At 63.1% G+C, this 15345-nt stretch carries 16 protein-coding genes; 1 reads left to right on the forward strand and 15 read right to left on the reverse strand.

Features of this window, described 5'->3' with window-relative positions:
- Positions 1-58: 58 nt before the first annotated feature.
- The 10 genes from EWV37_RS03625 to EWV37_RS03670 all read right to left on the reverse strand — a co-directional run bounded on the left by EWV37_RS03625 (position 59) and on the right by EWV37_RS03670 (position 6655).
- A complete protein-coding gene (locus EWV37_RS03625) occupies positions 59-574 on the reverse strand; it encodes a type II secretion system protein (RefSeq protein ID WP_129699889.1) in 516 nt (171 codons plus the stop codon).
- Entirely contained in the window at positions 571-1008 is a 438-nt protein-coding gene (locus EWV37_RS03630; protein WP_238663043.1) for a hypothetical protein, read from the reverse strand. The genes EWV37_RS03625 and EWV37_RS03630 overlap by 4 nt, the downstream gene beginning before the upstream one ends.
- Positions 1009-1027: 19 nt before the next feature.
- Entirely contained in the window at positions 1028-1429 is a 402-nt protein-coding gene (locus EWV37_RS03635) for a TadE/TadG family type IV pilus assembly protein (protein ID WP_095797390.1), read from the reverse strand.
- Positions 1401-1625 (reverse strand): hypothetical protein, encoded by a 225-nt coding sequence (locus EWV37_RS03640; protein WP_129699891.1) that lies wholly within the window; start codon positions 1623-1625, stop codon positions 1401-1403. The genes EWV37_RS03635 and EWV37_RS03640 overlap by 29 nt, the downstream gene beginning before the upstream one ends.
- 56 nt (positions 1626-1681) lie before the next feature.
- On the reverse strand, positions 1682-2629 hold the full coding sequence (locus EWV37_RS03645) for a type II secretion system F family protein (protein WP_129699893.1): 948 nt from the start codon (positions 2627-2629) through the stop codon (positions 1682-1684).
- Positions 2626-3483 carry a type II secretion system F family protein gene (locus tag EWV37_RS03650; RefSeq protein WP_095797393.1) on the reverse strand — a complete coding sequence of 286 codons (858 nt, stop codon included), beginning with the start codon at positions 3481-3483 and terminating at the stop codon, positions 2626-2628. The genes EWV37_RS03645 and EWV37_RS03650 overlap by 4 nt, the downstream gene beginning before the upstream one ends.
- Entirely contained in the window at positions 3480-4784 is a 1305-nt protein-coding gene (locus tag EWV37_RS03655) for a TadA family conjugal transfer-associated ATPase (protein ID WP_129699895.1), read from the reverse strand. The genes EWV37_RS03650 and EWV37_RS03655 overlap by 4 nt, the downstream gene beginning before the upstream one ends.
- A 207-nt stretch (positions 4785-4991) precedes the next feature.
- Complete coding sequence (locus tag EWV37_RS03660; RefSeq protein ID WP_129699897.1) at positions 4992-5432, reverse strand: DoxX family protein; 441 nt, start codon at positions 5430-5432, stop codon at positions 4992-4994.
- Positions 5433-5526: 94 nt separating this feature from the next.
- Positions 5527-5973, reverse strand: coding sequence for a DUF2304 domain-containing protein (locus EWV37_RS03665; RefSeq protein WP_165189225.1), 447 nt, complete (start codon positions 5971-5973; stop codon positions 5527-5529).
- 16 nt (positions 5974-5989) lie between these two features.
- Positions 5990-6655 carry a glycosyltransferase family 2 protein gene (locus EWV37_RS03670; protein WP_238663044.1) on the reverse strand — a complete coding sequence of 222 codons (666 nt, stop codon included), beginning with the start codon at positions 6653-6655 and terminating at the stop codon, positions 5990-5992.
- Between the two features lie 135 nt (positions 6656-6790).
- Here EWV37_RS03670 and EWV37_RS03675 point away from each other — a divergent pair, with 135 nt between their 5' ends.
- Positions 6791-8833 carry a DUF6541 family protein gene (locus tag EWV37_RS03675; protein WP_129699899.1) on the forward strand — a complete coding sequence of 681 codons (2043 nt, stop codon included), beginning with the start codon at positions 6791-6793 and terminating at the stop codon, positions 8831-8833.
- A gap of 72 nt (positions 8834-8905) precedes the next feature.
- Here EWV37_RS03675 and EWV37_RS03680 read toward each other — a convergent pair whose 3' ends face one another.
- From EWV37_RS03680 to EWV37_RS03700, 5 genes are all read right to left on the reverse strand, one after another.
- The gene (locus EWV37_RS03680) at positions 8906-9850 is read right to left on the reverse strand and encodes an ABC transporter ATP-binding protein (protein ID WP_129699901.1); all 945 of its coding nucleotides are present in this window, start codon (positions 9848-9850) and stop codon (positions 8906-8908) included.
- A 6-nt stretch (positions 9851-9856) separates the two neighbouring features.
- On the reverse strand, positions 9857-10723 hold the full coding sequence (locus EWV37_RS03685) for an ABC transporter permease (protein ID WP_129699903.1): 867 nt from the start codon (positions 10721-10723) through the stop codon (positions 9857-9859).
- A gap of 105 nt (positions 10724-10828) precedes the next feature.
- Positions 10829-12862 carry a glycosyltransferase gene (locus EWV37_RS03690; protein ID WP_193554296.1) on the reverse strand — a complete coding sequence of 678 codons (2034 nt, stop codon included), beginning with the start codon at positions 12860-12862 and terminating at the stop codon, positions 10829-10831.
- Positions 12859-14046, reverse strand: a complete 1188-nt coding sequence (gene glf / locus EWV37_RS03695; RefSeq protein WP_129699905.1) for a UDP-galactopyranose mutase — start codon at positions 14044-14046, stop codon at positions 12859-12861. The genes EWV37_RS03690 and glf overlap by 4 nt, the downstream gene beginning before the upstream one ends.
- A gap of 104 nt (positions 14047-14150) precedes the next feature.
- The gene (locus tag EWV37_RS03700) at positions 14151-15338 is read right to left on the reverse strand and encodes a glycosyltransferase family 4 protein (RefSeq protein WP_129699907.1); all 1188 of its coding nucleotides are present in this window, start codon (positions 15336-15338) and stop codon (positions 14151-14153) included.
- Positions 15339-15345: the final 7 nt, after the last annotated feature.

A 15345-nucleotide genomic window follows, 5' to 3' on the forward strand; every position in this document is an offset into this window, starting at 1 on the left:
AGTGAATTTTGAGTCTCCCACGGGCATTTCCCTCACCCAAGATTTCGATGGCACCCGGTTAGCGCCCCATGACCGCTCGCGCGTCACCGGTGGCAGTGATTGGAACGCCCGCGGGAATAATGTAGTTCACCACCGGCGGGTGCACCACGGCGTTCAAGGTGACCTGCGCAGTCAGCCCGTCAGAGGTTCCGGTCGGTGCACCCAGTGATAGCTGCTGCACCTCATCAAAAGCACCCACGGTTCCAAGGTAGCTCGACGCCGCTCCCGCCACGCCGTCGTGCGTCAGGATTGGCGACGGTGCCGCTCCCGCCGTTCGATCCAGGTCGGTGAAGGTATCCGCGGAAGCACTGGATGCCCGATCGGCCAGTGACTGAAGTTTCCTCTCTCCGATGTACACACTCGTGATGGCCATGATCGTAATGACCAGCAGCAGAGTGACCAGAGTGAACCCCAAGAGGACGATGGTGGTCTGTCCGGAATCCCGTTCACGAGGATCGCCCCGAAACCGGCGCAACAGGCACGTCACGAGGCGTGTGCGGTGAGAAGGACGTTCGATGTCAGGCAGAATCGTCACGAATACCTCCCGGACACGACCGTGACATCCGAATTGAGAGTGGCCACGTTGGCCGTCACGAACCCCGGAACAGCAGGGAGCCCCACGGTAAGACGAGCATGAACCGTTGCCACTGCACCGGGTGAAGTACATGAGCCATCGGAACAGCTCACCTCAAGGGCGAGGTCCTGCGCGTCGAACCCGTGATCCAGGGCGGCGACCGCGGCAATCTCATGAATGGCAGCCTGATTGAAGCTATCCGCTTCCATGACCGAGATGGCTTGGCCAGCTTGTTCAGATGCGGCCACCACGGCGAAAGAACCTGCTTGCACCCGAGACACCGTGACCACCAAATAGATCACAGGGATGAGCAACAGCAGCCCCAACGCGACGAATTCCACGATGGCACTGCCCCGATCCGGATGATCAGGTTCCACAGCCGGTGACGCGGGCATGCGCCCCCGTAAAACGCGACTAGTCCATGACCACGGCATGACCACTCACATTCAACGATTCCGGAGGACCGAACATTGCGACCACGGGCAGTGGCGCGACCACGGTGATCTCAACGGCGGGCAATGATCCCACCTGAGTTCGCGAGACACTCACGTTGTGGGCGTAGCTCTCACCCACCGAGTTGGCGATAATCCCGCGGGCGCGAGCGACGCCGTCGTCGTCGGTGCGGTCCGCCAAACTGGCGTACCGCGCGCCGGCTGCGGCGGCGTCAATCAGGGTGTTACGCACGTGCAAAGCGAAGCCCAACTGCAGAATGCCCGCGAAGATGACCACGGCGAGCGCCAGGACCATCACATATTCGGCGACGGCATTACCCGCGTCCCTGTTGTCCTCAGAGACCGGAGACTCGGTTGATCGCATCCTGGAACAGGCCTTCGAGTGCGGGACGGGCGATGAGGAGCAGGCCAGCGACGAGCACTGCGGACATCAGCGTGAGCATGACCCAACCGGGTACGTCCCCACGATCGCGGTCCTCATCGCTGAAACGAGAATGCAGTGCATTGCTCAAGGTCAGCAGCGCGAACAACGGTGTGGTCACTAATAGGCGGTCTTTCATGTCTAGCTCCTTTGATAATTGCTAACTCTTATTCGGTGAAGTCATTGGGGTAGAGATCAGAAACCCATTTCTAGGACGGCCAATCCGGGGAACACGGCGAAGACAACGCTGAGTGGAAGGACGAAGAACACGACGGGTATCAACATCGCGATTTCCTTCTTGCCCGCGATCTCCATCAGGACGCGCTTATCGTGATCGCGGACGTCCTGGGCTTGAGCGCGCAGGACCTCGGCCAGCGGTGTTCCCCGTTCGATGGCCACGATGATGCCGTCCACGAACCGTCCCAGCGGAATGACGTCGGTACGGGAGGAAAAATCCTGGAGCGCCGTGACCAGCCCCGATCCTGCGCGGGTCTGTGCCAGGACTTGCCTGAACTCGTCGACAAGCTCGCCTTCGGCAACACGGCACACTCGTTCCAGGGCTCCGACGGCGCTCTCCCCCGCGCCCACGGACAAGGCCATGAGTTCGGCCACGGCCGGGAACTCTGCAAGCATGAGCTTCTCCCGTTTGGCGATGCGTTGTTTCAGGAGAAAATCTCTGACCCATACCCCGCAGAAGGCGCCCAGGACCGCTCCGACCATGACGATGGCGACGCTCACGTCTCCTCGCAGAATGAGGCCGATGCTGAAGACACTGCCGATCAGAACACCGAGCACCGCGAAGACCACTTGCTCCGCTCGGTAGTCGACCACCGACTTATCGAGACCCGCCCGAATGAGTCGTCGCTCAAGAACCGACGCGCTTCCGGCGAAGGGAGTTATCTTGTCGGTGGCCCACGTCAGTGCTTGCTGGAGGACGGGCCCGACACGGTCGTTTCCAGCTGTTCGACTGGCTCTCACGACTCCGCGTCGGTTCAAGGCGGAACTGACCTGAACCATGCGCAACTGCGGCGCAATGCGGTCGGCAAAACTGGGCGCTCCGACGGCACGCACGGCGCTGAGCATCAGCCACAGTCCCCCGGCCAGAACCAGGGCAATGAGAACTCCTGTGGTCCATGTGTTCATCGCAGCACCCTCCGCTCGGTGGGGAGTGCTCCGAGTCGCAGCATCAGTCGGTAGGCAGCGACGGAGATCGCCAAACCGCCCAGCAACACCAATGCTCCGGTGGGAGTGTTGTACGCCTCGATGGCGGCCGGCTGGGTGGACATCAACGCCAACACGAGCCAGGGAGCAGCAACGGACAGTCGAGCCGCGTTCACGGTCCAGGACTGTCGTGCCTCGAGTTCGCTCCGGGTCCGTTCGTTCTCCCGCAGGAACGATGACAAGGTGCCCAGCAGTTTGCCCAGGTCGGTGCCGCCCACTTCACGGGTCACACGTAGGGCCTCCACGATGTTGTCGGCGACCGGATCCGCCAGGCGATTCTTCAGCAGGGTCAACGAACCATGAAGCTGACCGCTGGCCCGGTAATCGGCTGCGAATTGTCCGAAGGCGGGGCGGAGTACCTCAGGACCGCGGTACTGCAATTGCATGAGCGCCTCGGGCAATCCCATGCCGGCCCGAATTGCAGAACGTAAATGGTCCACCACATCGGGCCACACTTCACGCAACACAGCCGAGCGTCGCTCGCCACGTCGTTTGATGAACCAGAAGGGAATGTAGCCCGCGACCAACATGGCACACAGGCCGAAGGCGGGGGCCGACGTCAGGGCCGTCACAGCCAGCCCCGTCACCACAGCGACGGCGATACTCACGGCGACCAACGTTGCCGGTGCCACATTGGGTAGACCAGCCCGCAACAGCGAGGTCTTCAACCGGCCAGTGCGCGCGTGTCGGGTCTTCTTGCTGGTCGGCTGATTCCAGAACGACCACCAGATGAGAAAAACCCCGGCCCCCATGAGGACGCCCAACAACGCGCTCATGAGGTTTTCGCTCGAGTCTTCTTCGCTGACGTCTGCCCTTGGGCGGGTGCCTTGGCAGCCGGCGCGCCTTCCAGAAGTGCCGAGGGCTGGTAGCCCGACCTCAAGAACTTTTCCGGCGAGGGAACTTCGGCGGCAACCGGCACCAGTTCGCCGTCGACGTGGCGGAACAGCGGATAGGTCTCGATGATGCCGTTCTCCACCCGGTTGCCCACAGCCAAAATCTCGGCCACGAACCGATGGCCGTTGTTGTTGCGGTGGCAATGCACAACCATGTCGAAGCACGAGGCAACCGTGGGAACCACAAAGGCCGTGCTGATGTTCTCGCCCGCCAACAGGGGCAACGTACAGATTTTGGTGACTGCATCCCGAGCAGAGTTGGCGTGCAGGGAGCACATCCCTGGCAAGCCTGCGTTCAGCGCAATGAGCATGTCTAAGCTTTCGGCCTCGCGAACCTCACCGACGATCAAGCGGTCCGGGCGCATCCGCAACGCTTCCTTCACGAGGCGCCGCAGCGGAATCTCACCCGCACCTTCCAGATTCGCTTGCCTGCACTGCATGCCGACGACGTCGCGCAGCGCCACCTTGAGCTCGAAGATCTCTTCAACTGTCACCACGCGCTCCCGCGGGCCGATGGATGAGCACAGACAGTTGAGCATGGTGGTTTTTCCGGCCTGCGTCGCACCGGAGACCAGAATGTTGAGCCCGCTGGCGACCGAGGCTTCCAGGAACTTGGCCGCAGAAGTACTGAGGGATCCAAGGGCCACCAGGTCCTGAAGCCGACGAGCACGAGCGACGAACTTCCGGATGTTGACCGCCCAATGCTTGCGCGTCACATCCGGAATCACCACGTGGAGACGGGAACCGTCCGGGAGCGCAGCGTCAACGAACGGGGAGCTGAGGTCCAACCTGCGCCCGGATGATTTGAGCATCCGTTCGACGAGCGTGCGCACGTGCGCTTCGCTCAGCACCAAGCTGGTGAGCTCGGACTCGCCGGCCCGGGCGACGTAAATCTCCGCCGGGCCGTTGATCCAGATTTCTTCGATGTCGGGGTCATCGAGATACGGCTGAAGCGGTCCATAGCCGGCCACCAAGTCCAGAACGTTTTTACGCACGGCGGCAAGATCATCAACGCGGGGCAGGCCAGCACGAGCCGAACGCAGGTCGTAGTCCTCGACGGCGGCGTCGACAATACGGCGCGTGGATTCCACCTCGTGCAGCGGGTCCAATCCGCTTCTGCGGATCTGCTCCCTGACGTCCGCCTCGATCAACCCAATAGCGTCTTCAGCTACCACTGTGGCCATAATTCCCCCTGGGGTTCCCCCGAACCCAACTGAATGGCTAGTTCGTAACTGAACCTAGGGGAAAACTCCGCGAGCTGTTATTCCACTCCCCGCAACCTGTGGACAACTAGCGCATTTCGGGTTTGACCAGGGTCTTGACCGTGTCATCTAGTGACCAAAAATGTAAACGCATACAGATGTGTGCGAGTCAGACGCTGCGTGAGACCACTACGCGAAGATGCTCACGCCTCGGCGATGGGTCAGCGCACCGCCCAGAGCAATACGACCCGGACCGGCGAACGCGATGGCCAGTGCGGCGGCACCGAGGACCATGACGAACTCGAACCCACCATCGGAGACGAAGAAGCCCGCGGGCGCGTGCACGAAGTAGATGGAGCCGGCCATCACCACCGCCAGTAACAGCCCGGCAATCCGGGAGAACAGTCCCACGATCAGGGCAATGCCACCGATCAGCTCAGTGAAAGCGGCGAAGGGTGCGGCGATCTCCGGCAGGGGAACGCCCATTTCGGCGAAGTTAGAGGTGGTGCCGCTAATGGTCCACTCGTTGAACTTCTGCCAGCCGTGCATCACAAAGGTGATACCCACGACCACGCGGAGAATCAGCAGTCCGAGATTGACGGAGGTACGGGTTTTTCGCGAAGAGTTCATGATTAACAAAACTACCGGTCAGATGTTAACGACGTGGGTCGATATCCTCTGATTTCCCTGGACACGGCCGCACAAACCAGCAAGGCACCCAGGCTCAGACGGCCGTGGAACCGGTGCGAGCGGCGTCGGCGGGGGGCGGGCCCAATGGCGAGCTGTGCTTGAAAGCGCGCACCGAACGGCGATCGGAATGATCGCGCGTGGGCTGCCAGGGCTTCTCGGCCTCGGAGATGGCGATGTGGCGGGCCAGGCGCGTGGTGTTGGTTTCCTGAATGCGGCGCTGATGGGCGCTGGTGAACTGGGTGATCATGAACAACACGATCAGCCCGTAGAGCACCAAGTCGGTACCGCGACCGATACCCAGGAAGCGTGCCAGGTGGGTGACCACGTCCGGCACAAAAATCGAGAGGGCGGCGAACACGAAGAACGCCAGACCAACCAGTCGGCGGATGGCCTGGTGTTTGGCGTTGACACCCCCGCGCACCAGCGTGAGCGCGCCGTAACCCACGGCGAGCACCAGAAGTAACTGAACGATGATCGTCACTGTGAATAGCCCCCGGTTACTTCACGAACAGTTCGGTCAGGATGTTCACGCCGTTGAGCAAGGACTGGCCCTTGCCCTTGGAGTAGTCCGTGTAAATGATCTCCACGGGATGCTCCACCCAGCGCGGTTTGATCTCCGCGAACTGGTTCACGATCTCCGACGCGTGCGCCATGCGGTTCTGCTTGAGGTCGATCTGCTCCAGCGTCTTACGGTCGATGGCGCGCAACCCGTTGTGAGCGTCGGAGAGGTCCATGCCGCTCGTGAACTTGGACACGAACGCCGCCGTGCGCAGCACCAGTCGCTTGAGTTTGGAAACCTGCGTGCGGTCATCCAGGAAGCGGGAACCGAGCACCACGTCAGCCTCACCGGAGCGGATGCGCTGGACCATGTCGTAGGCATCGACCACGCGGTGCTGGCCGTCCGAGTCGAAGGTCACCACGCAATCCATGTCCGGATCCTGCAGCGCGTACTCGAAACCGGTCTGCAGCGCAGCTCCCTGCCCCAGGTTGATGGGGTGGCTGACCACCACGGCACCGGCCGCGCGGCAGATGCGGGCGGAATCATCGGATGAACCGTCGTCAATGCAGACCACGTGGGGAAAAGTCTTCCGGAGGTTCTCCAGGACTTCTCCCACCACTTGGCCTTCGTTGTACACAGGCATCACGATCCACGCACGACTCACGCGAAGTATTCTCCCACAAGCAACTGACCTCTCCCTGTAGACCGTTGTGTGCCGGTAAGCACTATGACGAGCGACTAAACTTCCACAAGAACCTTCCCCCGCCGCCGCGCGTCTATTTACTGGAGCTCTGATGTCTTGAGCTGGCTCGAAGCCATTCCCCAATACTTCCTGGTGATGCTGATCCTGGTCCTGCCGGGGTTGTTCCTCACCTTCGCCATGAACCTGCGGGGCCTGTTGCGGGCTGCGCTGGCGGTTCCGCTGACGGTGGCCGGATTCGCCGCCTCCGCGGTGATCTTCGGATTGGTGGGGGTTCCGTGGAATCCGCTCACGGTAGCGATCGCGTTCCTGGTGGTCGGGGCTGGGCTGTGGGCCGCGCTGATTCCGGTGCGCAGGAAGCACCCGCATCCGCGCTTGGGACAGATCAGATGGGGTGCGCTGCGTGAGCAGATGACCTCCCAGTCCATTGCGCTGTGGTGTGCGTTCATCGTGGGTGCAGGGCTGATTGCTCACCGGCTCAAGCTCATCCTGGAAACCCCGGATGCGATTTCCCAGACCTACGACGCGATCTTCCACTACAACGCCCTGCAGTACATTCACGACACCGGCAATGCGTCCTCGCTGACCCTGGGGGGCTTGGGCGTCACCGCGGAAGCCACGTTCTACCCGGCCGCGTGGCACAACACCGCAGCGATGGTCGCCACCGTGACCGAGTTCTCGCCCCTGGTCATCGCCAACGCCATGACGTTCATCCTGTGCGCGCTGGTGTGGACCTTGGGTTGCCTCTACTTTGCGACCCGGTTGTTCGGTCACCACCCGGCCATCACCGTGTCCACGGGCCTGGTCGCGGCATGCTTCCCCGCGTTCCCGTTCCTCCTCAGCTTCTACGGCAACCTGTTCCCCAACACCATGTCCATTGCGTTCCTGCCGGTCCTGCTGGGCATGTTGACGGAGGTTCTGGGCCTCTCCCACGACGCCCGCATCGAGGCACGCACTCCCCTGTGGCTCGCGATCCTGCTGGTGGTCGGTGCCACCGGATTGGCTCACCCGTCCAGCGTGTTGCTCGCCCTGCTGATTCTGCTGATCATGCTCTTGACGGTGTGGTGGCGTGCCGTGGCAGGCCGCCGCCCCTGGTGGATCATCGTGCTGGGCGCAGTCGGTCTGGTGGTCGGCGGCTACCTGCTGCAGCAGATTTGGTTCGCGGGCCGCGCCGGCCAGCAGGCCTCGTCCTGGAAACCGCACATGACGTCCCCCGGTGCACTGGGTGAGGCGCTCGGCCCGGTCTTCCCCAACGCCATGCACCTGCCCTGGGGCCTGGTCATCGTCACGCTCCTGGGTGCCTCCGTGGTGCTGTGCACCCGTGCCCGCTGGGTCGTGGGCGCCTGGGCACTCATGGTGTGGATGTACGTGCTGGTCGCCTCCTCACGCGAGACGATGTTCCGTTACGACTGGACCGGCATTTGGTACAACGACTCCAACCGCCTGCTCGCACTCCTTCCCCTGCTCGCCGTGCCGCTCGCAGCCGCCGGCTGCGCGGCCATCGTGAAGTGGGCGGCCCACAAGCTGCTCGCCCTGGTCGATCGCGTGGCCCCCGGCAAGCGTTCCGGCTCCACCGCCGACGACGCCGCTCGCACCAGTCCCGCACACAAGCTCCACCACTCTCGTGTGGCCGGGGCGCTGGGCGGTGCATTGGCGGTTCTGATCGGATTCATCACGCTGCAAGGCGCCGCCATGACCGACGTGGTCAACTACGGACGCACCGAGTACGGCATGGAAGGCCCCACTCCCCTGCTCACCCCGGATGAGCAGGCCCTGATCGAGCGTCTACCCGACGAAGTTCCGGAAGACGCCGTGGTCTTCGGCAACCCGGTCACCGGCACGTCTCTGGCGTACGCGATGGCCGACGTGGACGTACTCATCCCCCACAACGGCCTGATCGCGGACGGTGAGGCATCAACCATCGTGCACCACCTGGAGGATCTGCAGACCAACCCGGACGTCTGCCCTGCGCTGGAGAAGCACAACGTGCAGTACGTGCTGGACTTCGGCAAGGAGCAGGTCAACCCCTTCGCCTACTTCAACGCCGCGGGCAGTGACGAGATCGGCCCGGACAACGGGTTCATCCTGATCGACGAGCAGGGCCCGAACGCCAAGCTCTACGAGATCGTCGGCTGCGACTGACCCCACCCGGTCACAGACAGCGACGGCGCCGCGAGACCAGGTCTCGCGGCGCCGTCGTTATTAGCGGGGCTGTCAGGCGGAGGTGGCGTCCTCTTCCGACAACGGCCCGTCCAGATCGGGATCGTACTGGGGCTTGAACTCTTCACCACGTTCGAGGGCCTCGGCCTTCTCGCGCTCACGGTGACGCTTCTTGTCCTCGATGGCGCGCGCCAGGTTCTCCCGGTGCTCGCGCTCCACTTCCTCAGGGTCCTGGTGGCGCATGTGGGCCACCGCGCCGAACACGGAACCGTCGTAGACCTTGTTGCCGTGGTCCATCACGATGCCGCGTTCGCAGATGTCCATGACCAGGCCCAGGTCGTGGCTGACGACCACCAGGGTCTTGCCGCGGCGCACCAGGTCCTTGATGCGACCGATGCACTTCTTCTGGAACGGCTCGTCACCCACCGAGAGGATCTCGTCCACGAGGAACACCTCGGGATCCGTGTGGACGGCCACGGAGAAGGCCAGACGCAGGTACATACCCGAGCTGTAGAACTTCACCTCGGTGTCGATGAACTCCGCGATCTCGGAGAAGGCCACGATGTCGTCGAACTTCTCGTCGATCTCCGCTTTGGTCATACCGAGGATCGCGCCGTTGAGGTACACGTTGTCGCGGCCGGTGAGGTCCGGGTGGAAGCCGGCGCCCACCTCGATCAGGCCGGCGACCTTTTCGCGCGTGAGCACGGTGCCGGAATCCGGGTTCATCACGCCGGAGATCATCTTGAGCGAGGTCGACTTGCCGGAACCGTTGAAGCCCAGCAGGGCCACGGTCTCGCCGTCGTAGATGTCGAAGGAGACATCGTTGAGGGCCTTGAACTTGGCCGTGAGATCGCCCTTGCGGCCCTTGACCAGCCACACGAAGGCTTCCTTCATGGAGCGGGTGTGGCGCAACACGAACTCTTTGCTCATGTTCTGCACGCGGATCGCAAGATCCTGATCCGTGCGTTCCTTGACGTTTTTGCTAGCAGTACTGGACACGATGATTTACAGCTCCTGCGCGAAGTTGCCCTCTTGGGCACGGAACAAACGGTCACCAATGAAGAAGATGAGCGCACTCACCACGATGGTCAGCGGCGTCCACCAGGTCAGCAGGTGCGGTGGCACGTGCCAGATCTGCGGCATGTCAGTGGTGGGGAACCAGAAACCGTAGTGGAACAGTTCCACCGCCACGGTCAATGGGTTGAGCATGTACACGAAGTACACCCATTCCCAAAGCTTGTCGCGCACCATGATCCACATGTAGAGCACGGGCGAGGCCCACGTGGCCACCATGACGATCAGATCCACGATGTTCTCCGCGTCGCGGAAGAACACGTTGAACGTGGCGAACAGCATGCCCAGCCCCAGCGAGAACACCGCCACGATCAGGGTGCCCACGATCACCGCGAGCAGCTGTTTGAGATCGGGCCGCCAGCCCGTGATGAAACACGCGATCAACAGGATGGCCAACTGCGGCACGAAGTGCACGAACGCGACCAGCAGGTTGGACACCGGGAACAACTGTCTGGGGAGATAGATCTTCTTGAGCAGCCCGCCATTGGCCACGACCGAGCGCGAGGCGTTACCGAACACCTCGCCGAATAGGTTCATGACCACGATGCCGGAGAACAGATACACGGCAAAGTTCTCGATGCCGCGATTGAGTTCCAGGAACACGCCCATGGCGATGTAGAACACCAGGAACTGAACGCCGGGCTTCAGATAGGACCACAACAGTCCGAGCACCGTACCGCGGTACCGGATCTGAATTTCCTTGTCGACGATCAGCTTCAACAGGAACCTGTTCGCCAAGACGTCTCGCAGCCCGCGATCCTGTCCCGGGGGCCTCAGATGCGAAACGGGAGCATTCATACGGGGGTGCCATCCTTTCCTCGTGACGCACCTTTGACGGCGTCACCGGATACAAGACGACGCCGCACGCGAACGTACACGTGCGGCGTCGCGCATGGAGCAAAGTTACTTCTTAGGACCGTTCTCGGCAAAAGTCTGAGCCCACGCCTCGGGTGAGGTGAACTCCGGCAGTGCCGCGCGGTACTGTTCGGCCAGCTTGTCCCAGTCGCGGTACAGACGCTGGTGCAGCGCCAGGCTGCGCTGCATCATGCGCTTGAACGTGGCGTCGTCGCGCTTGTACCAGGAGGCACCCGAACCGTCAGCGCTGGAGACCAGTGCGGAATCCAGGGTGGCCATGCGCCACCACTGCAGGTTCATGGCGGGAACGCGGGACTCGGGGTGATCCGACTCGTCCGCCTTGACGGGCAGCACCTGGTGCACGGCACCGGACAGCAGCTTGGCGGCGCGGCCGATGCGGCTCTTGGGCGGGTGCGGTTCTTCACCGTGCGGGAGCGGCTTGCTGCGGCGCACGGTCGGGAAGGCCGAGAGGTCCTTCTTGACCTGCGCGTCGGAGAACGACCCGCGAGTGGAGCGAACCTCGGGCAGCTTGGAGCCGATGGTGCGGTGCAGGTGCTCGGGACCCTCGAGCAGGTCTTCGAGCGCCATGGCGCGCAGTTCCGCGGCCGAGTACTGCATGGACACCAGGTGGCGCACGTCGGTCAGCAGCGATTCCTTGGGCAGGCGACCGCCCTTGGAGTACGGGCTGTAGAGCAGCGCAGCCAACCAGCGGTTGCGGGCGTGGTAGTACGCCTGCCAGTCGATGGTGTCGTCCTTCTCGGTCCACGGCATGTGCCACACGGCCACACCGGGCAGGGAGACGGTGTCGTAACCGGCCTTCTTGGCGCGCAGGCCGAATTCGGCGTCGTCCCATTTGATGAACACGGGGAGTGCCAGGCCGATCTCACGGATGATGTCCGTGGGGATCAGGCACATCCACCAGCCGTTGTAGTCCACGTCAATGCGGCGGTGCATCCACGGGGTCACACGCAGGTTGGACGCTGCGAAGTCATGAGCCTCGCGGACGCCTTCTGCCGAACCCCACATGAAGCGGTACTCGTTGACGCGCTCACCGAAGCTGTGGATCACGGACTTCTCGTACAGGTTGAACATGTGTCCGCCCACAATGGTCTTGTGGCGGGTGAAGTCCGCGAAGCGAGCGGCGCGGCGGATGCTCTCGGGGTGGACGTCCACGTCGTCGTCGAGGAGCATCACGTAGCGGCTGGTGCCGTCCGTGGTGGCCTCGTACATGCCGCGGGCAAAGCCGCCGGAACCACCCAGGTTGCCCTGTTCGATGTGAACCAGCTTGTCGCCGAGGATCTCCACGACCTCGTCGTAGCCGGGCTCATCGCGGACCTTTTCGGTGCCCTGGTCGGTCATGATGAAGCGGTCCACCACGTCTGCCAGCGCATCGGCCTCGCCGAGGGTCTTGAGATTGCGCACGCAGAAGTCGGGGCGGTTGAACGTGGTGATGGCCACGCTCACGGTGCCGGGGGTGAAACCCTCGGGCTCGGGAACGGACCACTCGGCGTAGGCGAGCTCGACCGCGGCGGTCGAGGTGACCACGTCGATCCAGTACCAACCGCCGTCGCCAAAGCTCGTCAGCGGCAAGTCCGTGTGCTGCTCGGTGCCGTCCATGTCCAGCGTGATCACACGGTTGGAGGTGCCACGCGCGGTGGAACGGTAGACCAGGATCTTGGCCGGTCCGGTGGTGCGAGCGGTCAGGCGGACCGTGTCCACTGCGGTGTTCGCGCGCCAGTAGGAGGCCGGGAACGCGTTGAAGTAGGTACCCAGCGAGATACGGGTGTGCGCCGGAATGTGGATACTGCGATCGCTGGACAGGTACTCCGAATGGATCTGGTTCGCCTGGGCGGAGGCTGCGGCATCTGCCTGCTCCGCAGCGACCGTCTGCTCCTCGCCCGCCTCGGACGGACGCAGGGACTTCACAGCTGTGTGGCGCTGAGCGTTGAAGTCCACGAACAGGGGCAGCGTGTCCGTGTCAGCATCGGTCGGGAAGATGATGTGCGCAACGGTCTGCCAGGTGCGCGAATCCGCCGTCTGGTTCTTGGTCGTCGCGGTCGCTTCGTTCTTCACAGTGCTCATTCGTCAACGCCTCCGCTGTTCAGCTGTGCACCGGACGTGAAGTGCGGTGCAATCTTGTTGTCCACCATGGACAGTGCGGCGCCAATTGCCATGTGCATGTCCAGGTACTTGTAGGTGCCCAGTCGTCCGCCGAACAGCACGGACTGCTCGCCCTTGGCCAGGTCGCGGTAGGCCAGCAGCTTCTCGCGGTCCGCGGAGGTGTTCACCGGGTAGTAGGGTTCGTCACCCTTGTCCGCGAAGCGCGAGAACTCGCGCATGATCACGGTGGCGTCCTTGGTGTAGTCACGCTCCGGGTGGAAGTGACGGAACTCGTGGATGCGGGTGTAGGGAACATCCGCGTCCGGGTAGTTCATGACCGACGTGCCCTGGAAGTCCTCGATGTCCAGGACTTCTTCCTCCAGGTCGATGGTGCGCCAGGAGAGGTCGCCCTCGGTGTAGTCGAAGTAGCGGTCCACCGGGCCGGTGTAGATGACCGGAACCTGGCCCACCACGTTGGACTTGGAGAACTCCTGCGAGTCGTCGAAGAAGTCGGTCTCCAGGCGAACGTCGATGTTCGGGTGATCCGCCATCCGCTCGAGCCACGCGGTGTAACCGTCCACCGGCAGACCCTCGTGGGTGTCGTTGAAGTAGCGGTTGTCGTAGGTGTAGCGAACCGGAAGGCGCGAAATGATGGACGCGGGCAGGTCCTTAGGATCCGTCTGCCACTGCTTACCGGTGTAGTGCTTGATGAACGCCTCGTACAACGGGCGGCCGATCAACTGGATGCCCTTGTCGTTGAGGTTCTGCGGGTCGGTTCCCGCGAGCTCGCCGGCCTGTTCACGAATCAGGTCCCGTGCCTCACCCGGCGAGTACGCCGAGCGGAAGAACTGGTTGATGGTGCCCAGGTTGATGGGCATGGGGAACACTTCGCCGTTGTGGCGGGTGTACACCCGGTGCACGTAGTTGGTGAACGCGGTGAACCGGTTCACGTACTCCCACACCCGCTCGTTGGATGTGTGGAACAGGTGCGCGCCGTAACGGTGCACCTCGATCCCGGTGCGTTCCTCGTTCTCGCTGTACGCGTTTCCACCCAGGTGGGATCGGCGGTCAATCATGGTGACCTTCAATCCCAATTCCCTGGCGGCTCGTTCTGCCACGGTCAAACCGAACAGACCCGAACCCACGACCACCAAATCAGTGTTCACGTGTTTACTCCCTACCATCTTCACGACCCCGTGAGGGTCAAGACATCTTGCCCTAAGCTACCGGACTCCGCCGGTTCAGTACCTTCTTGACGCTGTGTGGACCGTCACCGCGCTCGGTCCCGAACGAATCCACTGAGCACCCATTTCGCTGCGGCGCGGCCCGAGGCACCCAAGGAGGCGTGCGCACGGGCCCAGTCCGAGCGGCGTCGTACGCCCGTATCGCGATCGTGCAGACCGGAGGGCTCCAGTGCGGCGCGCATGGCCGCGGCCACTTCGCTCGCGTCGTGACCGACCGCCTGGCCCAGACCGTTCTCGGTAACCAGGTCGGCAGCCACGCCCTTGGCACCCGCGTAGATCACGGGCGTTCCGCACGCGGCGGCGGCATAAACCTTGGTGGGCTTGGAGAAGTCGTAGCCCTGACCGGGCACGATCGATGCGAGCGCGGCGACCGCGCCGCGCGTGAAGGCTGCCGTGCGCTCGGGCGGCTGGACGCCGTCGAAGACCACGTTGTTCGGGGCCGCCTCTCGCGCCACTCGTTCCATGCGTTCCACGTCCGAGCCGCGACCCAGGAAGTGGATCTTGACGTCGGGGTGCTCGTCGAGAAGCTGGGCGAGCGCGTGGATGAACACGTCCGCACCCTGCCACTCGGACATTGACCCCGCATAGACGAAATAGGGGTCGGCGAGGTCCTCGGAAGGGCCGTCCGGGGTGAAGATCTCGGTGTCGATCCCGTTCTCCGCCACGAACATCTTGTCGCGCTTCACGCCCGTGACCTTGGCGAGCTCCGCGCCCATGGCCTCGGACACGGTGATCACGCCGCCCGCGCAGCGCGCCGACACGGTCTCGGCCACGCGCATGAGTTCGGTGACGATTCGCGGCACGTCCATGGTGATGGTCGCCGCGGTCCACACGTCCGGGTTGTACCAGATATACGGACGACGCCGCAGCACGCTCGATGCCCACACGGCCAACCCCGTGGTGGGCGGGGGTTCGCTGACCACGATGTCAGCGTCCATGACGAGCAACCGGGCAAAGGCCTGGATATCGAAACTCAGGTACTGGGGTATGCCGCGCACGTAGTCGTACTCGTCACGCAACACCGGCACGCGGACCACCGAGTACGGCTCCCCCGCCGTCGATTCGGCCATGCCGCGCGGTGGGCGCGTGGTGAGCACGGTGACGTCCGCGCCTTCAGCGGCGAATCCCCTGGCCAGGGCGCGCAACCTGAACGACGCCGCCGCCGGCTCCGGCGTAAAAATCCGACTGACAATGACAACCTTCCGGGGTCTCATAGGCACC

The organism is Kocuria carniphila (assembly GCF_004136555.1).
GTDB lineage: Bacteria > Actinomycetota > Actinomycetes > Actinomycetales > Micrococcaceae > Kocuria > Kocuria carniphila.